The sequence below is a fragment of the Atopobium deltae genome, assembly GCF_001552785.1.
In the GTDB taxonomy this organism is placed as follows: domain Bacteria; phylum Actinomycetota; class Coriobacteriia; order Coriobacteriales; family Atopobiaceae; genus Atopobium; species Atopobium deltae.
Map to the genome: position 1 here is coordinate 19,005 of NZ_KQ959496.1, position 23,733 is coordinate 42,737.

25 protein-coding genes are annotated in these 23,733 nt (G+C 51.0%); all 25 read right to left on the reverse strand.

The window, feature by feature from the left end:
* Window positions 1-273: 273 nt before the first annotated feature.
* Entirely contained in the window at window positions 274-1,653 is a 1,380-nt protein-coding gene (locus HMPREF3192_RS03960; protein WP_156422856.1) for a hypothetical protein, read from the reverse strand.
* 496 nt (window positions 1,654-2,149) lie between these two features.
* A complete protein-coding gene (locus HMPREF3192_RS03965) occupies window positions 2,150-3,085 on the reverse strand; it encodes a hypothetical protein (protein ID WP_066305606.1) in 936 nt (311 codons plus the stop codon).
* Window positions 3,086-3,308: 223 nt separating this feature from the next.
* Window positions 3,309-5,432, reverse strand: coding sequence for a transcription termination factor Rho (gene rho, locus HMPREF3192_RS03970; protein ID WP_082715635.1), 2,124 nt, complete (start codon window positions 5,430-5,432; stop codon window positions 3,309-3,311).
* 344 nt (window positions 5,433-5,776) lie between these two features.
* A complete protein-coding gene (gene argS, locus HMPREF3192_RS03975) occupies window positions 5,777-7,621 on the reverse strand; it encodes an arginine--tRNA ligase (RefSeq protein WP_066305608.1) in 1,845 nt (614 codons plus the stop codon).
* A 208-nt stretch (window positions 7,622-7,829) separates the two neighbouring features.
* Window positions 7,830-9,311 (reverse strand): nicotinate phosphoribosyltransferase, encoded by a 1,482-nt coding sequence (locus HMPREF3192_RS03980; RefSeq protein WP_066305610.1) that lies wholly within the window; start codon window positions 9,309-9,311, stop codon window positions 7,830-7,832.
* A 33-nt stretch (window positions 9,312-9,344) separates the two neighbouring features.
* On the reverse strand, window positions 9,345-9,662 hold the full coding sequence (locus HMPREF3192_RS03985) for a hypothetical protein (RefSeq protein ID WP_066305611.1): 318 nt from the start codon (window positions 9,660-9,662) through the stop codon (window positions 9,345-9,347).
* Window positions 9,663-9,680: 18 nt separating this feature from the next.
* Window positions 9,681-10,637 (reverse strand): radical SAM protein, encoded by a 957-nt coding sequence (locus HMPREF3192_RS03990; protein WP_066305656.1) that lies wholly within the window; start codon window positions 10,635-10,637, stop codon window positions 9,681-9,683.
* 241 nt (window positions 10,638-10,878) lie between these two features.
* Window positions 10,879-11,703 (reverse strand): SIR2 family NAD-dependent protein deacylase, encoded by an 825-nt coding sequence (locus HMPREF3192_RS03995; protein ID WP_066305614.1) that lies wholly within the window; start codon window positions 11,701-11,703, stop codon window positions 10,879-10,881.
* Between the two features lie 356 nt (window positions 11,704-12,059).
* Window positions 12,060-12,251, reverse strand: a complete 192-nt coding sequence (locus HMPREF3192_RS04005; protein ID WP_066305619.1) for a hypothetical protein — start codon at window positions 12,249-12,251, stop codon at window positions 12,060-12,062.
* A 104-nt stretch (window positions 12,252-12,355) separates the two neighbouring features.
* Complete coding sequence (locus HMPREF3192_RS06795) at window positions 12,356-12,532, reverse strand: hypothetical protein (protein ID WP_156422857.1); 177 nt, start codon at window positions 12,530-12,532, stop codon at window positions 12,356-12,358.
* A gap of 511 nt (window positions 12,533-13,043) precedes the next feature.
* A complete protein-coding gene (locus tag HMPREF3192_RS04010; RefSeq protein ID WP_066305621.1) occupies window positions 13,044-13,235 on the reverse strand; it encodes a hypothetical protein in 192 nt (63 codons plus the stop codon).
* 1 nt (window position 13,236) lies between these two features.
* Entirely contained in the window at window positions 13,237-14,244 is a 1,008-nt protein-coding gene (locus tag HMPREF3192_RS04015; protein WP_066305622.1) for an N-acetylmuramoyl-L-alanine amidase, read from the reverse strand.
* On the reverse strand, window positions 14,244-14,663 hold the full coding sequence (locus tag HMPREF3192_RS04020; RefSeq protein WP_066305625.1) for a phage holin family protein: 420 nt from the start codon (window positions 14,661-14,663) through the stop codon (window positions 14,244-14,246). The genes HMPREF3192_RS04015 and HMPREF3192_RS04020 overlap by 1 nt, the downstream gene beginning before the upstream one ends.
* Window positions 14,664-14,683: 20 nt before the next feature.
* Window positions 14,684-15,661 carry a hypothetical protein gene (locus HMPREF3192_RS04025; protein ID WP_066305627.1) on the reverse strand — a complete coding sequence of 326 codons (978 nt, stop codon included), beginning with the start codon at window positions 15,659-15,661 and terminating at the stop codon, window positions 14,684-14,686.
* Window positions 15,662-15,663: 2 nt separating this feature from the next.
* Complete coding sequence (locus HMPREF3192_RS04030) at window positions 15,664-15,894, reverse strand: hypothetical protein (protein WP_066305629.1); 231 nt, start codon at window positions 15,892-15,894, stop codon at window positions 15,664-15,666.
* A gap of 9 nt (window positions 15,895-15,903) precedes the next feature.
* Window positions 15,904-17,457 carry a hypothetical protein gene (locus tag HMPREF3192_RS04035; protein WP_066305632.1) on the reverse strand — a complete coding sequence of 518 codons (1,554 nt, stop codon included), beginning with the start codon at window positions 17,455-17,457 and terminating at the stop codon, window positions 15,904-15,906.
* Entirely contained in the window at window positions 17,442-18,278 is an 837-nt protein-coding gene (locus HMPREF3192_RS04040; protein ID WP_066305636.1) for a hypothetical protein, read from the reverse strand. The genes HMPREF3192_RS04035 and HMPREF3192_RS04040 overlap by 16 nt, the downstream gene beginning before the upstream one ends.
* Window positions 18,279-18,281: 3 nt before the next feature.
* On the reverse strand, window positions 18,282-20,279 hold the full coding sequence (locus HMPREF3192_RS04045) for a phage tail protein (protein ID WP_066305639.1): 1,998 nt from the start codon (window positions 20,277-20,279) through the stop codon (window positions 18,282-18,284).
* On the reverse strand, window positions 20,279-20,692 hold the full coding sequence (locus HMPREF3192_RS04050; protein WP_066305642.1) for a hypothetical protein: 414 nt from the start codon (window positions 20,690-20,692) through the stop codon (window positions 20,279-20,281). Before HMPREF3192_RS04050 ends, HMPREF3192_RS04045 begins: the two co-directional genes overlap by 1 nt.
* Window positions 20,693-20,697: 5 nt before the next feature.
* A complete protein-coding gene (locus HMPREF3192_RS04055) occupies window positions 20,698-20,973 on the reverse strand; it encodes a hypothetical protein (protein ID WP_066305643.1) in 276 nt (91 codons plus the stop codon).
* 14 nt (window positions 20,974-20,987) lie between these two features.
* Window positions 20,988-21,569 carry a phage tail tube protein gene (locus HMPREF3192_RS04060; protein ID WP_066305644.1) on the reverse strand — a complete coding sequence of 194 codons (582 nt, stop codon included), beginning with the start codon at window positions 21,567-21,569 and terminating at the stop codon, window positions 20,988-20,990.
* Between the two features lie 10 nt (window positions 21,570-21,579).
* On the reverse strand, window positions 21,580-21,939 hold the full coding sequence (locus HMPREF3192_RS04065; protein WP_066305646.1) for a hypothetical protein: 360 nt from the start codon (window positions 21,937-21,939) through the stop codon (window positions 21,580-21,582).
* Between the two features lie 282 nt (window positions 21,940-22,221).
* The gene (locus HMPREF3192_RS04075) at window positions 22,222-22,566 is read right to left on the reverse strand and encodes a hypothetical protein (RefSeq protein WP_066305649.1); all 345 of its coding nucleotides are present in this window, start codon (window positions 22,564-22,566) and stop codon (window positions 22,222-22,224) included.
* Window positions 22,563-22,949 carry a Gp19/Gp15/Gp42 family protein gene (locus HMPREF3192_RS04080; RefSeq protein WP_066305651.1) on the reverse strand — a complete coding sequence of 129 codons (387 nt, stop codon included), beginning with the start codon at window positions 22,947-22,949 and terminating at the stop codon, window positions 22,563-22,565. The genes HMPREF3192_RS04075 and HMPREF3192_RS04080 overlap by 4 nt, the downstream gene beginning before the upstream one ends.
* Window positions 22,949-23,733 (reverse strand): phage major capsid family protein (locus HMPREF3192_RS06920; RefSeq protein WP_066305653.1); only part of this gene is annotated, 785 nt, incomplete at its 5' end. The genes HMPREF3192_RS06920 and HMPREF3192_RS04080, both read right to left, overlap by 1 nt.

Here is a 23,733-nt window from a genome sequence, read left to right on the forward strand (position 1 = left end):
ATGCGCCTACGTAAATCATATCCTGATTTGCAACATCCAAAGGCATGGGATATACCAGCTCATGGGCGAATCAACCACTTTCACACCAGGAGCAGCCGGCAAAACCAATGATGGTTGCGCAGTTGGGGCGAGGCGAACGCCCAGCAGGTATATGACGCATGCAAAAAGGCGTACCCAAACTTTTGGATACGCCTGATTCAATGCAGTGATGCTGGGCTTGAGATCTTATAGCTGGCAACGTCGTATGTAGCAACGCCTCGCTACGCTGGGTGCCTAGCCTTGCTGCAGCAATGACAACGAGCTCGAAAGCTGTTTTACGAACGGCTTCATATGACGAGGCTTATGATGCGATTTCCGTCGCAACTCGCCCGACGAGCCCATCAAGTTTGCACTGGTGCCGCCCTCAATAACGTGCAGATAGTCATAGCGCTTCGCATGCGCACCGCGATGACGCGCGCGCGACATTTCGTCGGCAATCAAATACTCAACATAGCTCTTCTCGTCCAAAGCGCCCAACTGACTTCCAGGAGCGTGAAAATGCATAACCTCGGTATAAGAGGCTGGCAGCTCGGGATCATCGAGCGAGACCTTCGTAAAGCCGATAATATCATCGAGAAGATCGTCTTGTTTTTGCGTCGATGTCGTCGGCACTGGGGTGGCCTGCGACTCTGGCGCGGAGACTGCTGGCGCGATCCCAAGGGGTGATGCGTCCACAGGTGCGGCGGTCGCAACCTGACCGTCGCTCTTCAAAGCAACGTCGCCCGTGTCAAGCGAAACACGCAATGCAGAAGCTGTCACTGGCTTTGGCGCAGTCGGCAAAACCGCAGGTACATGAGCTGAGGCCTCGCGGGCCTTCTCGTCAAGTGCCGCCAAGGCAATCTCCCACACGTCGCGACGATCATTGAGTTGCTCGGGCGTGCGAGAGGCTGGATACAGGCCAAAATCGATATTGGCAATGCGCGAAACCACCTCGTTGTGGCGGCGGCGCTCCATAACTTTTTGCGGGGTAGGAATGTCGGTTTGCGGCTGCGTGGGGTCATCGAAATCCGCTTCCATGGAACCTTCGTGCGTCATCTGGTCGCCAACCGCGGCTTTCCACCAGGTCGTGCCAATGTCGCCAACGGATCCATCGGCGCGTTCGATAACGGGAAGTCCGTCCATCATCATGTTCGGCGAGAAAATCGCGCCGAGACGCTCAACCAAAATGGAACGAACGCCCTGCTTTTGCGCTTCTTGGCGCTGCTCAAAACGCTGGCGCTCCACGTAGTTTTGTGCGATTTGCTCGTAGTCCTTGGCGAAATGCTTTGCCTTGGGTTTGCGAGCAGCTGCATTGCGGGCGGTTGAATTTTGGGGCGATGCTGCATTGCTCGCGACCTCAGTGCTTGAGATCACCACATTTGCAAAGGTAAACGTGTCACTTTTACCACTAAGGCCATCTGTACCCGACGCGCCAGACGATTCACCATCGAGCGCATCGCCATTCTCGGCATGCTCCTCCATAAAGCTGCGATAGGTCTCGTAACCCAAAAGACCAATAATGATACAAGGTACTCCCACGATCATCGCAGCAAACAAGGGGTCGCGAAACACGACCCGAGCTGAAGCAAGCAGCGAGGTATCAGATGCCGCCTGCGCTACACGAGACGTGCTCACAACCGTACTTAAGCACAATCCAGCATACAACGCTGGATGTATGCCTTGGTGCACGTAGGTGTATGGTGTGGCGCAAGTATGTGGCGTAGTGCGACGTAAGCTGTTCATAGCTCCAGTACCCTTCTGTACACTCATCTCGCAGTACTTTGTGGCTGGTAGATATACTTAAGGCGCTACGAATATGTTGCAAAATCTGTTGCGTTACGCATGCACACATCAGGCAAAGCATCATGCAAACAACAGCAAAAACTCTTCAACGGCGTAGTGTGTTTTAAGTATAAGTACCGTTTTTTAGACACTTCACGCAGGATTGCATAAAGCTACTTTGAGTTTACTGCGATATTCAAATAATACAAGCGAGAAACCCAAGTTTACTTGCCCAAAAGCAAAAATATCGCCGAAATTTCAAGGCGAAAGCTCAAAGCAAAGTCTCAAGGCGAAAGCTTAAAGCACAAGCTCAAGCGACATCATGGTAAGCCACTATGACTAAATTCGGTTACTGCCGTGATTGCTGGCGCAGGTGCTGTCGTGAATCAGTCATCAACGCTTTTCCCCATATAGCAAGCGCTATGCCTGCGCATACAAGCATAGCCACAATGCTGAGTGCAGCTTCTACATCTTTCCCAATGTTAAAAGCGTAAGAAACCATGGGTATCTCAAGCCAAGCTGCAATGCTCTCACCATAAAATACGACGACGAACGATATCGCTATGAGCACCGCACAAATAACACGTTTAAGAGCATGTGAGCGCCTCTGCACATCATAAAGGGAAGCTATGATAATAAAATCCGGAAGCACTAGACCACAAAGCAGCGCAATTATAGAGTATTCGTTATATTCAGATGTACAAACAAAGCATAAATTGAAAAGGTCCCAAACGGAAAAAGCAATAAGAGCAAATACCACAAGCAATTTTACGATTGCATATGAACGTTTTCTCGCGGAAATATCTGCGTCCTGCCTCTGAGTATTCGTGGCACGATCATACAAATCCTTGCTTCTACAAGCTGTTTTTCCCCACATAGTAAAAGCCATAAAGAAACAGACAAGCATCGCAATAATACTGATTACGGTATATAGAGAGGGAGTTGGACCGATGGAGTACTCATCTCTTGTCAACCCAAGGGCATCGGCAATTTCTTCAGCAAAAAATGCTGCAATAAATACCACAGTCATAAAGGCGTAGCAAAAGATACGTTTGTGTTCGTGTTTTTTCCAATCCTTATCGTAGAGTGAAGCTATAACAAGAGCGTTAGGCATGACAACACCATAGAGCAGAGTAACTATCAATAAGGAGAACTCAATATCTTCGCTAAAAAGCCAAGTGCTCACAAGAAAGGCTATTCCCAGAAGAATGGCAAGTACTACCACGAACAATTTAATGCCACTGGAGCTGCCATCGTTTTTATGGCGCTCATTATCTGCGAACATGGTGGCACCCTTCCCTTGATGAGCTTCTCGAAGCTTAGCGAGTTTCTCTGGTCTTGACGGGCTTTTTGAATTACAAGCTTATTACTACTCTTTACTATAATTTTAGCTTTCTAGAAAGAAAAATGCCAGGACAGTCCCATTCCGAGCATGGAACTGTCCTAGGTTAACAAATCATGTAATGACACTACGCACCACAGTGCGCCGCAGCTATACGCTCGATACCTTACAGCGCGTCAAGGTGCTCCGCGTTTTGTGCCTTCTTCGCAGAACGAATGAGAAACTCCTCGTTGCTGTTGGTCGCTTTAAGGCCCTTGACCAGCGACGACTCCGCACGCTCAACATTGTTCATGTTCGCAAGAATGCGACGAATACCCCAGACGAAGGGCTGCAAGGCAGGATCGATGAGCAGCTCCTCATTACGAGTACCCGAAGCAACGGGATCAATAGCTGGGAAGATACGCTTATCGGCCAGATCACGATCGAGCTTCAGCTCCATGTTGCCCGTACCCTTGAACTCCTCGAAGATAACTTCATCCATCTTGGAGCCCGTATCGATAAGAGCCGAAGCAATAATGGTAAGCGAACCGCCATTCTCGATATTACGCGCGGCACCCAAGAAACGCTTGGGGGGATAGAGCGCTGCCGAATCGACACCGCCTGACAAAATACGTCCCGAGGCGGGTTGCGCAAGGTTGTACGCACGCGCCAAACGGGTAATCGAATCGAGCACCACGACCACGTCGCCGCCGAGCTCCACGATACGCTTCGCACGCTCGATGACCAGCTCAGACACCGCGGTGTGATTTTCGGCAGGCATATCAAAGGTCGAAGCAATAACCTCGCCCTTAATCGAGCGCTGCATATCGGTTACCTCTTCGGGGCGCTCGTCAACGAGCAGGCACATCAGGTGCACTTCGGGATTATTTGCCGCGATGGATTGGCAAATGTGCTTCAAAACCGTAGTTTTACCTGCTTTTGGAGGCGAGACGATAAGACCGCGCTGACCCTTACCAATCGGAGAAACCAAATCAATGGCGCGACCCGTAATCGAATCCTTGCCATTCTCGAGCTTCAGAGGATCGTCAGGATAAATGGGCGTGAGGTCGCGGAATTTGGGGCGCTTGCGCATTTGCTCGGGCGGCAAACCATTGACAGAAACAAGGCGTCCAATGGGAGGCAAAGACTTATTTGCTGCCTTGGGAGGTGTAATAACGCCCTCGATAAAATCGCCAGGTCGCAGCCCATATTGACGAATCATTTGACTATAGACGTAGGCATCAAGCGGACCGTGAATATACCCTTCAGCACGTACAAAACCGTGTCCCTCTTTTTGAATTTCGAGCACACCAGTGACGTTTCTATAGCCTTCTGCTCGCGCTGATGCCTCGTAGACAAGCTCAACGAGCTGCGCTTTTTTGACGCCCGCAAAATCAATATCCAACTCTTGTGCATGTGCGCGCAAGTTAGCAACTTTCATCTCGCTTAATTGCTCACGCGTAAGCGATGGCCCAGAATTATTTTCCGCAAAATTACGGCGATTATTCCTGCGGTTATTGCGAACGTTTTGGTTATTTTGGTTGCTCTGATTGTTCTGGTAATTTTGGTTGTTCTGGTAATTTTGAACGCCCTGATTATTTTGATTATTTTGAGCACTATGGCCATCGTGATTATTTTGACCGTTTTGCGCGTTAGAGGCGCTTTGCGCATTTTGCGCGTTTGGTCCACTTTGATGATTTTGATTGCGACCAAACGGTGTTGTTCTCTCCTGCCTCATATTACGTCCAAGACGGCCAGGACGACGATGAGGATGCGCTTCTTGTTGCGGCGATTGCAACGACTGTGCTGGCTGCATTGAGGGGGCTGGCTGCTCCAATAAAGTTTGCGAAGGCATTTGCTGCATATGTGCCGTAGCGCGAGTGTAGCGCTGAGTGCGCCTATTGAGCGCTGCAATATCGCGCACCTGCTTAGAAGGCATACCCGAATGCTGCGACTGCTCGTGAGTCTGCTCGTGTACGGGCTCGTACGCCTGGCCGCGAGCTTGCTCCTGGGTCTGCCCAGACTCCTGACTTACACCCTGAGCCTGCATCTGCTGACGCGCAGCAGTCTCTTTTGCCGCCTTAATGGCTGCGACGGTAGCTTCGTAGGCCGCTTTTTCTGCCTTCGAGGGACGACCACGACGGCGTTTTGGCAGCACCAAATCGACTGGTATGTCGGGGTTGGCAGCAACCTGCGCGATATCCTCGGTAGTGCTTGCGGTAGCAGCATTTGTGTCGGCTTGAGAGGGCTTCTCAACAGGGTTTTCTCCAGCAGATAACGACTGCTCGGCATGGACAGGAGTATCGGTCACTCTTTGTCTCCTTCAAATTAAAATGATATATACACTCACTACAACGAATACATGAAATGAATGAGGCTCGAAATAAAAATAAAGTTCAACAAGAAAAAGTGGATGAACTATGCGACAGTATACCATAGTCTGTATGTGTGTGCATCACATTATAACAAAAAAGTTGGCCTCCATAGCGAGGTACCATAATCGATACCATAAACCTCGCAGATTATGCAGATAACTGCATGATATGGAGGCCAAACGAACTTCTTAGCTGGCGAGAAGATCACGCGGCGAACGGCACGTCGGACAGCGCGGCGGACGCCAAGCGCTGCAAGACGCTAGGCGCCACTACGTGCGACTTACATCTTCGTCGGAGCCGAAACGCCAATCATCTTCAGGTTTAGCGCCAACACGCGACGCACGGCATCGCAGGCAGCAAGACGTGCGTGCGAGAGCTCCCGATCCACAGAATGACCCTCAGAGGGCAGAACCTGGCACGCATTATAAAATGCGTGGAAGTCGCTGGCGAGCTCCTCTAAATAATGCGTCAAGCGAAACGGAGCGCGGTCGCGAGCGGCCGAGGCGATAAGATCGCTCATGGCGTTGAGCTTACGGGCAATTTGCAACTCAGTGGGGTCGGTGAGCAGCGAGAGGTTGTAGTCATCCCCGATGGCCTTCTCGGCAACCGCATCCATACCCAGCTGCTGGGCCTGGGCGTTATCGACACCTGCGGCGCGGCGCAAAATGGAGCAAATGCGCGCGTGAGCATACTGCACATAGAAGACGGGGTTGGACGCATTGCGCTGCTTGACAGCCTCGATGTCAAAATCGATCGTCTGGTTAGAGGACTTCGATACCAAGGTGTAGCGCGTGGCATCGACACCGACCTCGTTGATAAGTTCTTGGAAGGTGACCATCGTGCCCTTACGCTTGGACATACGAACGGGCTGACCAGAACGCAGCAAGTTTACGAACTGACCCAAGTCGACCTCGAATTTGCCTTCGTAGCCAAGTGCATCGCAGACGTTTGTTACACGCGCGATGTAGCCGTGGTGGTCGGCACCCCACAGGTCGATGGAGTAGTCGTCACGCTGCAGCTTATCCCAGTGATAGGCGACATCGGAGGCAAAGTAGGTGTACTCGCCGTTTGATTTGATAAGCACGCGGTCCTTATCGTCACCAAAGGTGGTCGAACGGAACCACAGCGCGCCATCATCGGTTTTATACAGGTGGCCCTTTTGCTCCAAACGGGCAAAAGCGCGATCCACCGGAGAGGTGCCCGTCTCGTCCTTGACATACAAGCTGCGCTCCGAGAACCACATGTCAATGGGGCAACGAGCCTCTGCGATCGTGGCTTTAATGCGTGCCATCATTGCCTGGTACGCGCGCTCCCTAAACTGGTCGGTGCGCTCCTTCGCATCAAGCGAGGCCCATTTGTCGCCATCTGCCTGGTAAAACTCGCGAGCAATTTCGATGATGTAGTCGCCACCATAGGCGTTGCCACCCAGTGCCTCATTAAAGGCATCCATGTAACGATGCGTCTCGGGCTTCTCGTCAGCCTCGTCTTCCACGTAGGCTTCGCGATCGGCAAGAAGGATGTCAAAAGCCTCGTCCACACTGATGTGTTTCTCGTTGATAAGATCGACGAGCTGCGTGTAACGAACGGCGACCGAACCACCAAATACGTCCATCTGGCTGCCATGATCGTTGATGTAATACTCGCGACATACCTTGTAGTTGGCGTGCTCTAAGACATTGCACATCGAGTCGCCCAACGCCACCCAGCGGCCGTGGCCGACGTGCAGAGGACCAGTTGGGTTGGCCGAGATGAACTCGTAGTTGACCTTGAGGCCGTGGCCCTCGTCAACGCGACCAAAATCGTCGCCCTGCTCGCGAACCTGACGGATAACCTCATTGTTGGCTGCAGCGTTCAAATAGAAGTTGATGAAGCCAGGACCTGCGATTTCGACCTTCGCAATAGAGGGGTCGGAAGGCAGATGCGATGTAATGATCTGGGCAATTTTTGCGGGAGCCATGCGGGCCGCACGAGCTGACCTGAGAGCAACCGTTGAGGTCCACTCGCCATGGGAGGTGTCGGCGGGTCGCTCGACACCGGCGTTTTCTACGGTAAATTCTGGTAGCTCGCCTGCCTTTTGGGCAGCGGCAATTGCCTGTAAAACTAATGCTTCAATCGTGTCGGGCATTGGTAACTCCTCGCAATCGATATTGTCATCTTGTCGTTTTGTCTTGCGTTACATCAATACCTTGCATTGATCCAGCTGTTACGCTGGTTGCTATAGGTAATCGCTGTTATCAATATGATAGTACCAATTGTTGTGCAATTTGGTATTTCTTTTTACACAACTGTCATGGTTTGTGTGCCATGTAATGCGCGTTGGTGCATGATTTAAATCATCGTCGTCCCGAGTGCAATTGTTCTTCTCGGCTGAGCGCACCGCGCAATTCTGCCAGGCCCTCTTCCATACCCACGGGATATATCTGAGGATTTAAGAAGCGCTTGACCGCAGGATCCAAATGCATGAGGGCATCGTGAGCGCGCTGACGCGCCTTGGCAAGATCCGTAGGCACCTCGCAGGCACAGCCCGCGTCGACCAGCTGCTGTAGGAGGGCAAAACTGCGATAGCCACTAAAATCATACGAGGTATACGGGTCAATAACATCAATAGCGCGGGCGGAGCCTTCGTGCTGATAGCTGTCACCCACGATCATGTCGCCCACAGGACAATGGCTGGCATCCACAAAGCGGATTACCTGCTGCACCCCTGGAATCGTGCGCTTATACATTTGCTCAGAAATTTTCATGACGGGCGTCCACGGATCGGCAGGCGTTGCGCGTATGGCGCTGAGCTTGTAGACACCGCCAAGCGAGGGCTGCGGATCACAGGTTGCCAACTTGGTGCCGACGCCAAAGGAGTCGATGGGTGCGCGCTGAGCCATGAGTGACTGGATAGTATGCTCGTCAAGGTCGTTAGAGACGGAAATTTTTACGTACGGCAGGCCCGCATCATCAAAGGCTTTGCGTGCATAGGCGCTTAGTTTTGCAAGGTCGCCCGAGTCAATGCGTATGGCACTTAAGCGCTCGCCTGCTGCTTCCATTTCGCGCGCGACGGTGATGGCATGCTCCACACCGCGGCGCACGTCATAGGTGTCTACCAGCAACACGCAGTTTTTGGGACTCGACTTTGCAAAGGCTCGAAACGCCTCGAGTTCCGAAGAAAATGCCATAACCCACGAATGCGCATGCGTACCAAAAACGGGGATACCATACATTTTACCAGCCAAAATATTGGAAGTTGAATTGGCACCGCCAATGTAGGAGGCGCGAGCGACGCTTAAGCCTCCGTCGGGTCCCTGCGCACGACGCAAACCAAAATCAGAAATGGCATGACCTTCGGCTGCCTGGACCACACGGGCAGTTTTGGTCGCAACCAACGTCTGGAAATTCACGAGGTTGAGCAAAGCGGTTTCGAGCAGCTGGCAATCAATGATGGGTCCCTCTACACGAACCATGGGCTCGCGCGGAAACACGAGTTCACCTTCGGGAACAGCCCACAACGAGACACGCATGCTAAAGCTGCGCAGGTAATCTAAAAATTGTGGGGTGAACATCGCGCCGCCACCAGGTGCCTGCAGTGACGCAAGGTATGCGAGTGCCTCATCGTCAAACGAGAAGTTCCTGACGAGGTCAATAATTTGACCAACACCGCAGCTAATGGCATAGCCTCCACGAAAAGGATTTTCTCTAAAAAAGACCGTAAAACAGGCGTGGGTATCGACAAGACCCGACTCAAAAAAACCCTGCGCCATGGTGAGTTCATATAAATCGGTGTTGAGCGCTACATCAGTGGGTTTGGTTTTATCGGTTAAAGGCATAACATTCTCTTTTCCGTGGGGACGGCGTAGCACCTAGTGCATAAAGTAGTAGATGATAAAAACAACGACAAAGAATGCCAAAGTGCCAAGCACTAATTTTTGTGCAAAAGGCATGCGCAGGTCCTCATCGGGCTCCATCGCGCGACGGTTTCTTTCGCGAATTTTTGCAATGCGCTCGTCTTCGGCTCGCTCACGCTGTTGGCGGCGTTGCTCCTCGCGCAGTGCCTGCAATTCTGCACGCTGCTGCTGTTGAAGACGGCGCTCTTTTTCTTTGCGAAGTGCCTGCAGTTCCGCACGCTCAGCGTCCGTTAACGTGTCTGCGCTGGCGGGGTTGTTCGTCGCATCCTTCATGAAATAACTCCTTACGCTTTATGCATCATCATAATATGACGAGCGACGCGTTGCAGTCCACGTTGGATCAAGCTGGAGCTCGGGGCCATCCACGCCCGTCGCATCAAACTCGGGAATGAAGCTTTCGGACACCGTACCACCCTGCTGCCACCACATGCGCTCAAAGCCCAGATCATCCGCATGATCCAGCACGATTTCGTACTCCTCATCGGTCAAGGTGCGCGATAGCTCTCCCCCGTGCACGCGACAATACTCGTTGGGCGTGTATTGATTCATCACCGAAATATCAATGTCGTTGCCCGCTAAATCCCACAGCAAATCCAGCACGGCACACGAGTCATCGGTGTGGTCTGGCATCACTAAGTGTCTGACGATAATACCAACTTTTAATGCACCATCATCGCCAACGACGCGGGTGCCCCGAGCTCGCACGAATTGCAGCATTTGCTTGAGGGCTTCGGTGGCGATGCGCGGATAATTGGGAGCTTTCGAGAATTTCCGTGCGAGTACATCGGATGCATACTTAAAATCGGGCAGCCAAACATCAACAACATCACCCATGATCTGCACGGTGCTAACCAGCTCATAGCCCGAGGTATTGCACACAATGGGAATGCTCAAGCCCGCAGCACGTGCCATTAAAATGGCTTGGCGAACCTGAGGCGCAAAGTGCAAAGCGGTTACCAAATTGATGTTGAGCGCCTTTTGTTTTTGCAGCTCAAGCATCATGTTTGCAAGGCGTGCAACCGAAACCTCGTGGCCATAATTGGTCTGAGAAATTTGCGTGTTCTGACAAAAAATGCAGCGCAGCGGACAGCCCGAGAAAAAAATTGCGCCCGAACCCGCCTCGCCCGAAATGGGTGGCTCCTCCCAAAAATGCAAGGCACTACGTGCTACGCGAACGTTTTGCCCTGCGCCGCAAAAACCGTGTTTGCCCTGCGCACGGTGTGCCTTACACACACGAGGGCAGAGCATGCAGGCTTGATATGCGCTGTATGCGGGAACAACGGGTGCGTTGGCGGCAGTGCCAGCGGTGGAGGTAGTTCCTGCGACGGCGGTGGCGGCGGTGGCGGCGGTGGTGGCGGTGGTCGTGCTGATGCCGACGCTAGCAACGCTTGCAACACATGAATTGTTATCTGAATGTACAGACACTTATTAATGACCTTCTTTATTGCACGATCTTCTCGGCATTTCGCTGCGCGGTGGGTGCGACGGGCTACACCGAGGCAAAACGGCTGATCGTAGTATCTACGAGCTGTGGTAATGCTACCGCAATATCCTCATGAATGGTGCGTGATGCAAGATAATCATACTGTGTTGCGCCCAAATTCATAATCGTAATTGGCGGGCCGATGCGCGCGGCGAGCGGCACCAACGAAGCCGCAGGAAAGACCTCCAGCGTCGAGCCAATGACCCACAGCTCATCGGCTGTCAAAAGTGCTTGCACGCAACGTTCGATCGCACCTTCTGGCAGCGCCTCGCCAAAATACGTCACGTCCGTTTTGATAAGACCATCGCAGGATGTCGAGCTATCGTGTGAGGTCGAAATGTCGTATGGGGTCGAGCCCGCATGCGATGCCGTGGCTCTGCGGGGCTTCGTGCAATGCGGATCGGAGTTTTCGTCAAGATGCGCCATGATTTCTGCTGTTTTGTACGGCGCATGGCAGCGCATGCAGTGCGACGTTGCGATCGTTCCATGCAGGTTCACGATAATGTCAGGACTATTACCAGCTTTTTCGTGCAGCGCGTCAAAATTTTGCGTCGCAAGCAGGCTCAACAGACCGGTGTGCTCGAGCGTCACGAGCGCCTTGTGAGCCGAACCTGGACGCGCATTCCATACGGGAGACTCTTTTTGCCAACGCCAGGAATATTTACGCGCTTCGGTATTGCCGAGAAACTCATCGATATCGTATACATTCATTTGCTCGGGATGCTTTGTCCAAACACCGTCGGGTCCACGAAAATCGGGGATACCCGCAGTGGTCGAAATTCCCGCCCCCGTCAGAACCACAATGTGATATGCGTGAGATTTATTTTTCATACTGATCACTTTTCATACTTTTTTACACGGGCGGGCGACACTTGTGTGCGCCTGCTTTTATTGTGTTCACTGTTTATTGTGCGTGGTTTTTCCACTTATGCGTATCGTATCTGTATATCAGTATACGCAACATGGAATATTCCTAAACCTTATTATCTAACCTATGATGTTAATGAAGAAGATGATGAGCTCTATGATTACCCTACACATGTCACCGCTGAAGAGCGTGAGCCCATCAAAAAGCACGGATGGTGACCGAATCATGCAAAAAACTCTAATCTTCCCTCCTAACCCACTTCATATGACCAAAGTAGAGTACGAGCGCATAAAACGCATCGGCTATTAAACAATATTTTTCAAACATCACAAGAACCAAACTCTTTTGTAGCTTTTATGCGCTTCTTCAGGAGCTCATCCGTTAGCTGAAATATTCGTTTATCCTTATCTCTTTCATCATCAAAAACAAAGTTTTCCAGCGTCTCATTTTTGTCTTCAGAAACTGTATACCACGCTTTATTCGTAAGAAAATAGGGCATAATTAAGTCCATGTAATACAAACTCCTCATGTCGACGAGCTGCAAAACTGACAAAGAACAGCCACCAAAGCACGGTTGTGGTGTTTGGTTAGTTAGCGGTGTTTGGTTAGTTAGCATCACTTAGCTATTTTGCATATCCTTGCGGATAAAGCGCGTAAATATTCAGCCTTTTTAGGCTGTTGTTGCAAATACTCATACAAATCATGGTCGGCAGGAAAGAACTTCAACGTAAACGACTTGATATTTTGCTTACGGTACTTCTCGGTAGCTTTTAGTTGTGCTTGAGTTGCCATTGTCTGCCCCTATATAAGAAAATCACGGTTGAGCGTAGTTGAGCGTAGCTGAACGCAATTGAGCGGAACGATTCCAACATAAGTTCGACGTAAGCAGAAATAAAAAAATGGTGGAGATGAAGGGATTCGAACATTATTACAATCTCTATAAATTTTTATATTTATGCTGTTAATCGGCGTTTTTTGGTGCTTGTGTAAATAGCACCTGTCACTAATCTGTCACATGGAAAATGGGCATATAGAGTTTTTTTAAGTGTATTTTCCTGCGCATATAAAATAGTATTTATTACTATAGCAAAAAATGCAGTCACGTTGTGCGCATGTATAAAATTCTCAAAAATAACACTTTTTCGTGTAATTAAGGTATAAATACTCGTTTTGTAATTTATCGGGGCTTAGAACGCCTTACAACGGCTCGTTTACCTGCGGTTTTATAGATTGAAAAATGCTAACATAAACTAAAAATACCCGCCTTGCATGTGCAACAATGTAACACGCAAGGCGGGGCTAGCTATCCTCTAACAACACAACTAACGGTTTTCTTCTCGTTGTCTATGCTAATTTGAGCGGCGTAATATGTATCTTGAATAAAGTCGAATAGCGCTTTTTTAGACTTGAAAAACAACACACGCTGCTTTCGGTAATTCATGCCGCTGTTTGGTGTTTTTACCCACAACGTAAGTCGCCATTTATCTGCAAACATACTAACCTGCCGCCTTGATGGATAGCGCGCCAGTTTGGTCGGCTTCAACTTCAACTGTTCCTGTTAGCATTGCGCCTGTTTTATCGAACGCGTACACTTTGCCGTTAATCTCTTTTAGACAATCAACAATGCATGCACCATCTTTTGATGCGTCCGCATAGTAGTACTTGTCGCCTTCTGTAAGCCAGCCTGTAGCCATCTGCCCGCCAGCCTTGGCAAAGTAGTATTTCTTGCCTTCGATGGTCTGCCAGCCTGTAAGCATAGCGCCTGAATCGTCCAGGTAGTACCAGCTGCCGTTAATCTTTTTCCAGCCTGTGACCATTGCTCCTGAATCGTCTAGGTAGTACCATGTGTCGCCGCGCTTGAGCCAACCTGTAACCATATAGCCATGTGTGTCGAACCAGTACCACTTGCCGTTAATCTTTTCCCACTTATCTGCGGGATAGCTTGCGTCTTGGCGCTTGTACCACCATCCTGTTTCGTTTTTAATCCAGCCTTGCGCCGTGGTGCTGCCTTGTGTAATTTGCGCCTTTAGTGCTTGCCATTTGCTCTCATTGATATAAGGCGCGGGGCAGCGCTTGTAGGCTGATGCGGTTTTGCCTTTTGTTGCAATTCGCGCCGCGTCATGATGCCTATATACACGGCTTGCGGGTATGCCATATTTAGCCATGAGGTGTTGCACAAGCCACGTCAATTCGCTAATTTCAGCGCTTGTAAAATCTCGTCCATCGCTTACAACTTCAATTGATATGCTTCGCTGATTTAAGTCAAAATTGCCCACTGCCCATGCGGTGGAATCCTCGGGTACGCTGATATAAATTGTGCCTGTACCGTCAATGAAAAAATGCGCACTAGCGTTTCTGTTTGCACGGGAAAAGTACAAGCAATTATTACGCGCGCTGCCTTGGTTGCTCGTGTAATGAACAAAAATATATTCAACGCGTTTGCCGCTTCTGCCTTTTGTGTACGTATGCGGACTGGCGTAAATTGCCTTGAACGGGTAACTCATTATTTATCGCCTTTTTCGTCCTGGTGCTTTTGCATAGAATCAAGCGCTTGGAATAGTGGACTATGCGCTAAGTTGGGGTTAATCTTGCCAATGGTTTCAAGGCACGATGCAATTTCCATCACGATAATATATGAGCAGCAGCCCAGGAGCACGGGGCTGTCAATGCCGAGATGTAGTCCACCTTTAAGCGCTCCATCAATGACAATGCCTAAAAGCACAAAGCATATTTCTGATGCCTTGTGCGCCATACCTTGCCGCGCCACGCTTGACGAATATTTATGCTGTGCGATTGCCGCCGCGCTTCCTAAAAGCCAATCAAAGAAAATGAGCAGCAATACTGCCACAATTGCAATTTGTGCAAGCTCTGAATCTCGCACGGGCGAGAAAAACACATCAATATAGTTGGGAATGTGATACATAGTTACTCCTTATAATTGAATTAGTAAAACCACACGGCTTGTCCCCATGTTGGGTGCTTTGCTTTTGCTTCTACTCCTCGTTTTTGGACTTTTACGTTACCGTCTGTGCCAACTTGAACGCACGCCACCCACGGATCACCTGTATCCACGCATAGCGGCACTTGGATCCATTGTTTGGGGCAATATTTTTCGGGTATCCAGCCAGCGCCCGTGTACGCGTGACCCCACGGGCCAAGGTTAAGCGGTAGTGTTACTCCTCGAACTTCAAGAATTGCAACGCCATTTCTGCATGCAAGGCGCAAATATTCGCCATTTGCCTTATTCCACTCGCCTAGCTTCTCAAAAATGCTGCCTGTGCCGTCCTCGATGGATAAAACGCGGCTGCGCAAGCTTGCAACGTCGCTATTGATGCCCGCTATGCCAGATTTCACGGTTGCGATGTCAGATGTATGCGCCTTAACTGTGTCTGCTGCGTCTTTAAGCGTTGTCATGACGGGCGTTATGCGTTCGGGCTTGTCGGCTTGGATGCCGTCAAGGCGTACACGCCACAATGGCAAGTCAACAATTTCATCTCCCTTAAAGATTGAATTATTCTTATGGGTATCGGGGTCTGATGCTTCATCGCTCGGGCGGTATCTGCCGCCGTGATAGTCATATCCGCCGCCTGTCGTCTCGCCTTTGACAACGACAAGCGAAGCGCTCTCTTGTGAGCCTTGCTTTTGGTAACGAATACAGATTAAGTCGTTTCGCTGCCCTGTTTGCGAGCCATTCTCAATGGTTACAGTCTCGGCCTGCTCGGACACAATCAAACGTCCGTCAATGACGGCTGCTCCCTTGCCTACGGTCACTTGGTTTGCGCTTACTTGCGTTGACTTGAAATTATCCAGCACGTCAAGTACGCATTTACCCTTGCCCACAACACCTGCCTGCCATGCTGCGGCTTGTGCTGCGGTTACATGTGGGCTTCCTGTATGCGTTGTTACTAATTCAAGCGCCATTATTACTCCTTGTCTGCCTTCATGAATTGCAAGAACTCCGCGTCATGCTTGCGGGCTAGCTCTCGATACTTTGCGGCGCAACTTGTGCATAAAAGGCGTGTTACACCCACACCGTCTGCCGTTATACGCTCTATGGTTGAATACATAAGCGCTTCTGACGAATCGGGCTGTGCGAACTTCTCGGTAACGCACCGGTCACACGAATACTTGCTGAAACCGTCTGTTTTTGCCATATCTGCTCCTTAGTCGGTAATAAAAGTGAAATTGCCATAGATTTGCTGCGTACCCAGCGTTCCAGAACCTAGCCCCCATACAATAATTTCTCCTGTTGGCTTAATTTCTGCGGCTATTTCTGCATATGAGTGTTTGCCAACGATTGCCACCTCAATCGGAAAAGCGGGTCTCATGTCATGCGGTAGCGTTGCTATGGTATGTGTAGAACGTGCGTTCGGTAGTTGTGCCGTCCATCCGTCAATAGTTCCCGCTACCACTTTGCCGTATCTTTTGACGTGCAAGCGCTCGCCATTCTCACTATAGGTGCGCTCATAAGGCGCGCTTGTGCTTGTTGCCAGCCTGTATGCGTCATCTGCGCGGCTCTTTGCGTCTTGTGCTCGTTCGTATGCATCGTCCGCTTTTTGATAGGCTTCATCGGCTCTGTGTTGTGCTTGGTCAGCGCTCGCCTTGGTCTTTTTGGTTTCGGCTTTTGCTTCGTCCGCTTTTTTGTCGGCAGCTTGTGCGGTTGCTTGTGCTGCTTCGGCTTTTTTGGTTGCGGCTTGAGCTTCTGATGAACCTGTGCCGTCTGAGGCGGGCACGGGCTTTTCTGCCTCGGGTGCATCTTCTTTTTTGGCGGCGGTGCCTATTTCGTACTGTACCTTGAGCACACCATCTTTGATGCGTGCAATCTTCTTTTTGATTGGTGCCTGTACAATGATGCCTGTGCGGGTGTCTCGCGCCTCGATGATGTCGCCTACCCACCAGTTCTCGACGCGCGCAAGGTTTGCGTCAACGCCGCCTTGCTGTTGCAGCTCTTTGAGCTTCTTTGTGCCATTTTTGGCAAGCTCCTCAGGCTCTGCGCTTGATGCGTCGTAGGTCTGCGAGCGCTCGGCGCTTCCGTAAAAGGTTTTTGTGCGGCTGATGTTGCCGTGCTCGTCTGCATACAGATGCAGCACTTGTCTGTCTTTGAGCCCGCCTTTGCCAAGGCAAACGAGGTGGTTTATGGGCCGTACTGCTTTTGTCACGCTGAATTGCATGATGTCTGTGTCGACCTCGTTGCCAATGGTTGCGACCTTTTGAGCGCATATATGCACATATGCGTCAATGTGCGCCATGGTAAGCTTTGCGCCAGATGCCGCGAGCATGTCTTTGATGCCCGTGTAAGCGTCGACATAGCGCTTAAATTGATAATCGATATGCACGGGGTCGCATACGTCGACCACAAAAAGCTTGTCGAGCGATATGCGCTTTATGAGGCGTGTAAGCACGTTTTGTGCGTCACCTTGAGCGCGCAAGTAGTCTTGCCCCGCGTCGGGCTCAAGCACTTTGTCGGTAAGTATGCCGTGCCACGTGCGGCCCTTGTATGTGGTCGCTTTGAGATTGGACGTGCTTTTTACTTCGTCGACGATGCCGCCATATTCAGTGCCGTCAATATAAACAAATTCCCCGCCAAAAAGTAGCGGGGAATCGAATGTGAGTTCAAAATCTTGTTCGCCTGAACCAAAGGCAAAATCGCCCTTATAATTTTCGATTAAAGCGCGCGGGGTGCCTTGTGCATCGGTAATGGTTAGTAATGCGTCCACGGCGGGATACTCTCCTCTTCAAAGTACTCAAGCGTAAAGTTAAATGAGCCGTCCCAGCGCACAATCTGCTCGCCTTGCTTGATAGGCTCGAAAATGTATGAGCCTCGACCCAAACCACGCCCGCGCTCTGCCTTATCGAAAATGTTGGTCACGCTTCCTACTTGCGAATGCAGCTCCACGGTCTTTTTAAGGCTGTCTACGACCACGAAATCGCCTGCCAGAATAGATGTGCGTAATTGGTAGTGATTGCCTCCCACAATGACGCACGGGTCGTTTGCGGGCCCGTAAATGGTGAGCCTGAACGAAATTGCATCGGATTGGCCAAAGTCGAGCGTCTGCGCAAAAGGCTCTTGTGCGACGTAATCGAATGCGTAATCGTGCGGGTAATCTTTGCCTGTCGTGGTCGTCTTTACAGCTTGTGCGACAAATTGTTTGGTGTGCTTTTTGCGCCAGCAGCCATCGATGAGAACGGCTTCAATGCTGCACTCTGCTGTGCCGTCGACGTTGAGTTTGTCGAGCTTTGTGCCAGTCACAAAAGCATGCTGCTCCCAGCATTTTTGCGCGACCATCACGCCAGCTATGCCAGCTTTGATGTCTGCGTTGGCCGCGCGCCTTAGCGCATCGAGTTCGTCAAGTTCAAGCGCAGTTACTTTAATTGTCGCCTTTTTTGCCTTAAGAATCGGCGCTGCTATGCCTCGAACTTGTAGCTCATAATTCCACGCGTAAGAGCGAACATCTTCGGCCGTCCCACTGTATATAGCGTCGCCGTCAAGGCCGACTGTGACACGTTTTGCAGCAGAAATGTACTTAAGCTGATCCATGCGCTACACCAGCCTTGCTTGCTCGCGCTGCGAGAGCACGGGCGTGTACTGCGAGATGATGTAAGGCATAACCTCCGCCAAGGCGGACGCCACAGCATCTTGCATGTCTTGCTTTGTCATATCTGAATTGCCCCCAATACGAGAAGCGATGTAGTCGGCAAATGGGTGCATGGCACGGCCCTCCAAAGGCGTAATAAGCTCGTTGTGCCTTGCTTCACCCACAACACCAAGCTGCGGCCCACCGAATGCGGGGCCAACGATGCCGCCTTTTGCGTAAAACGAAATCTTAGGCAAGCGGAAGTGCAGCGGGTTTAAGTCGAAGCCACCTTCGATGTGAAGCGTGGGTACGTGGATGTTTTTAAACATCGCAGCGATTTTGCCTGGTATAGACGAAAAGAAATCACCGATAGACTTGGGAATGCCGCGGAAGAAGTCAAGGATGCCCCGTCCTGCATTTTTGGCGGCGTTGAGCGCGCCGTTGAAAAATCCGCCAATTTTACTCGGGATAGACGAGAAGAAGCCAGCGATTCGAGAGGCTGCCCCGCTCAAAAATCCGATGAGCCTGTCCCAAGCGCCTTTTATGCCGCCGAGCGACGACACAAAAGAGCTGAGCAAGTTTGCCACGAACGCCGTGATGCGTCCCACAGCACCTGCAACCGCAGCCACTACAGTGCCAACGATGTTTACAACATGCGTTAGCGCGCTTGCGATAAAGCTCAAGATTGGCATCACGAAATTAACCACAGGCGCCACCGCGGGGAGCACCGCCTTAATGCAGTTGATGATGTTTGTGACTATCGCCACGATAAGCCCGCCGACATTGCCCGCAAGCGTCATGATGTTTTGAAGCGCACCGTTTTGGGCCATCTCATCAATGGCATCTTTTGCCGCTTGGAAAAGCCCCGAGATTGCGTCTGCTAAAGGCGCGAGCTGACTAGTGAAGCCAGAAAAATCAAAGGGGCTGTTTTGCAGCTGTTCGGTGATAAGGCCGAAAATTTTCCCCGCAAAGTCGGGAATCTGCGTGATAAGGTCTGCTGCCATGCCAAAGGCGTTTTGTAAAGCACTCGCGATGGAACCAGCAATGCCAATCCAATCAATGCCTGTAACAAGCGTGCCGACAATATCTGCCATCGCAGGAACAGCGGCCTGAATGACCGACGGAAGCGCATTTGCCATGTTCTTGGCGACATTGGCCACAATGGGAAGTAGATTCTGTGCCACCTGACCGATACTCTCGACGAGCTTTTGCGTCATGCCTTCAATGTCGCCCGAGGGGTCAGCAAGTGCAGAAAGCCAGTTTTCCCACGCTGCTTGCATGGTTTGGATAGAGCCTTGAATGGTATGTGATGCTTCTCTTGCAGAGTTGCCCGTGATGTTTTGAGCCTCTTGCACGTCGTGAATTGCTTGGATGACATCGCTGTACTTCTCAATGGTCAAGTCGCCAGCTCGCCCCTGTGCCTTTTCAAGCTCATTGGCGTCTTTAATGAGGCGCTGCATCTCTGACTTGGTGCCGCCATAACCAAGCTTTAGGTTGTCAAGCATCGTGTAGTTTTGCTTGGCAAAGCCTTGATAGGCGTTTTGCACGTCCTGCAAGTTTGTGCCAAAAATGGAGGCATTATCTGCCATATCCTTGATAGCAAGGTTTCCGAACTTAGCTGCTTGCTGAACGTCACCGCCGAGCGATTGCTTAAGCGCTGCACCGAAGCTGTTAATTTGGCTCATGTACTGGTTCATCGACACGCCAGAAACCTTGTAGGCTTCTGCCGCATCTTGCATAACTTGTTTTGATGCGTTGCCGAAGATCGTCTGAACGCCGCCTTCAAGCTGCTCAAAGTTCGAATATGCATCAATTGCAGCCTTGGACACGCCACCTATGGCCGCAGCTGTTGCGGCTGCTGCTGTGGCAAGTCCTGCGGTGATACCAGAAAAGACCTTGCCGTCAAAGCCTTTCATGGAGGGTATGATCGACAAAAACGCCGAGCCAACCTCTGTATTTGCCATTAGTCCTCCTTTCTGCTGCTCCAGAAAGTCTCAAATTCTTGTTTTGTCACAGGCTTGCTGCCGAAACGCTTGACGTCTGCTTTCTTTTGCTTGATGCCTGGTCTTGGAATAGGTTCAGGCTGCTTTACGGCGTGCTCCGAGTGAGAGGCGGTGTAGATGTATTGCATGCTGCGCAGCTCGTCCACAAGAAGCGCTACAAGCTGCGGAAGCACAGCAGGTGATTCCCACAAAGCTTCGTCTTGCCTGTCTTGGTGCATCTGCTGCCACAAAAGCGACGTTTTGTCCAAACCCGAGATAAAAGAAAAGAGCGCCCGCCACGGAAGCGAGCGCCCTAAATCGTCAAGTGTGAAATGTGTGCGCACCATTAAGTCGTATTCAAGCGCTTGCTGGTGATGCGCCACAATCGGAAGCAAGCCTATTATTTTCCCTTTTGGCCCTTGGTGAGCTCGCTTTTGTCAGACCACTCTTTCATGATCTTGCTCAAGGCCGTCATGGGCAAAAGCTCCACGTTGGGAACGTAGCGCTTTAAGTACGTCAAAAACCAGCGCGCAAACTCTGCTGTGCTCGCACCTTCGGTGCTGAAAAGCTCTGCCGCTTCGTCAAAATCCTGAACTGTCGGCTCAAGCGGGATGCTGTATGTTTGCCCGTCGACATCAATATCGAGCGTTTTTATTTCAGTGGAAAATTTAAGCATGCTTCAAGCTCCTTTTATGCAGAAAATACGCCGTCGTCTGTGTAGATGTAAATGTTCTTGCCTCGCTCATCAGGCGCGCAGTTAAGCTCAATGCCAATGGTCGCGGCATCCGAAGACGTAAATGAAATGTCATCCGAGATAGTTGCCTGTCCGTTAGGAACGACGAGCAGCACTTTCTTCTTGCCGTCTTTGATTTTGAAAACCCAGCTTCGAGGACTTGGGATCTGTGCTCCGATTGCCACAGAAACTCGCGTGCCGTGGTCTTGTCCTGCCGCCTCGGTGGTTACAGAATCTGTACCAAAAGCGCGCTCGAGCGACTTTTTGGAAACCTCGAGCTCTGTCCACTTCACTGTTCCCGTAAACTCTTTTAGGATCTGACGGATGCCTGCGGCCGACCAGTCGCGGATGGTCTCGGTGGAAGTCTTAAGCGACAAAGAAACACCATCCTCCGAAATGTAGCCAGAATCTTCAAAGGCGGCGTTAATCTTGTCGAGTGCGTGCGTCGGAAGCTTTGTTCCCAGCGGCGCATCACAAATAGCGCCTGTAACCAACTGGTCAGGGGCGCCAACTAAAACGTTGCTAGCATTTACTGCCATTTTTTGTCTCCTATTCATCGTGAATGTTGCAGACGAGCGAGAAGCTCACCTGCCATATAAAGTATCCTGCGTCGTCCCTGCCATATGAAAAGACATTCGGCGCTGCGCATGTGTTTACATGCACGTCCTTCATCGGGCGCGTTTTAAGCCCAATTGCCAGCACGTGCGCCAGCTCTTCGCTTTTGGCTTCGGACTTTGTGTAAATCGATACGCTGTATTCGGGCGCGTCGTGCGGATAGTCCATAACGCCACCCGTGCGGTCAACAAGCGCATACGCATTAGGCGTGTTTTTCTGCGCGTAGGTCGACGTTGGAATCTCGAGCACGTCCTGCACATAGCCAATTACGTACTCGATGGAGCTGAATATCATTTGCCGCCTCCTAGCGCCTTTTGTAGCGTGTTGTGTATTCTGTTCGAACGCATAGAGTGCAGGTCACCTGTGTACACATAGGCCCTTGCTCTTGTTTGTCCTTGCTTTATTCGCACACGGTAGCCTTTTGCGCCATACATTGCGTTGGCTTTCTTGGCAATGCGCTCCGCTTTTGCTCTGATGAGTGCCTTTGTTGCAATCGAGCTCAAGATGGCTGTTCGTACCTTGTTCGGCTTGTATTTAAGCTTTACGGTCTGGCCGTTTACGCTCGCTTCGATTTCGTTAGCCATCGTATGCCTCCAGCATCACAGCGCAGCTGTACGGAAAGCCTTTCGGGAGCATCTCGCAGGGGTACTCTAAAGGATCACCCACAACTTTAAGCCAGCGTTTTTCATCGGTGCTTACAAGCGCTCCACGCAGCCGAGAAGACCATCCGCGCGGGAAAAATACCGTCGCAGACACCTTCACCCCTTCGGGTTTTGATGCTGCTAAGTCCTGCGAAATGCCAGGGGCAAATAAGCAGCCATCGACCGCGGTACTTTGCGCATGTTCATGCACTTTGTTGCCAAGGCGATCTTTGCCCGCGCTGGCCTGTAAGCGAACGTAAAGCTTCATCTTCGGTCTCATGAGCCCACCTTTTGATTGATGAAGTACATCTCGGTGGTGCCGATGCCTAAAAGATGCTTTTCAAATGCCGTGAAGTAGATGTCACCTGTTGGGTTCGCGTAGGAAACGCTGCCGCTGAACGGTGCCGCCCCCCAGCTTTCAGAAGTCGCTCCGATTGGGGTTTCGGTGCCTGCTTGAAGAGCGCGTGACACAGCTTGACACACAACGAACGTGAGAACCTCAGGATCAATCGACTTATAATCGCTGCATTGAGCTCGTATGATTGCCGAAACAAGCGCAAGCAGCTTATCAGCACGCTTGCGCTTTGTCTCGTCATAGCAAGGACAAACATCAGCCAAGTCATCTACGGTTGCAAATGGTTTAGGCGTGTTTGTCGTATCCATTATTTGCCTGCGCTCTTAAGAACAGCAAAGCCCTTGGGATCGACGCACGCAAAGCTGTACACGACGCCCAGACGGTATGCAACCTCGTCTTTGTAGGCAAGGTCATAACCCTTGTTGTCAGGGTCACCAGCGGTGATAACGTCCATGTAAATGTCGCGAACCATGCCCCACTTGATGAGGTTGAAGTTGCCGAGAATTGCCAACACATTGGTTGCGGTAGTGGCAAGAGCACCGTTTACAGCAGAAGAGGTGGCCGCGGCGATGCCATCAAGCTGTCCTGCCTTGAGGTTCAAAGGAATCTCGGGGAACAGACGATAACCCGTCCCGTCTGCGCGAACGCTGCGCAGAGAGCCAGCGTATGCCTTGGACAAAGCGATACCGTCGATGTCGTAATCAGGAACAGCGGCCACAAGTGCGTCTAGATCCTTCACGGGGTCTTTGGAAGCAGTCACCACATTTGCTTGCGCGGTAAGACCTGCTACACCATTGATGGCGGTACCCGTTGCGGGGTTAATGCCATGAAGCACAGCGTAGTCAAGCGCACGGCCAAGCGCAGAAGAAGCGCTATCGATAAGCGTGTCCAAGATCTCGGTCTTGGCATCCTCGTCTGCCCACTGAACCTCTTTGTTCATACGAACAGTAACGTGCGCCTTCTTAATGATGCCCTGTACAGGTTTAAACTCCACCTGCTGAGAAGTGTGAGCGCCGCCCTCGTCGACAAACTCGGCCTCAGGCTCCTTGGCAAAGAAGATGTTGGTGGTGTCCTGGAAAAGTACAGGCTTCG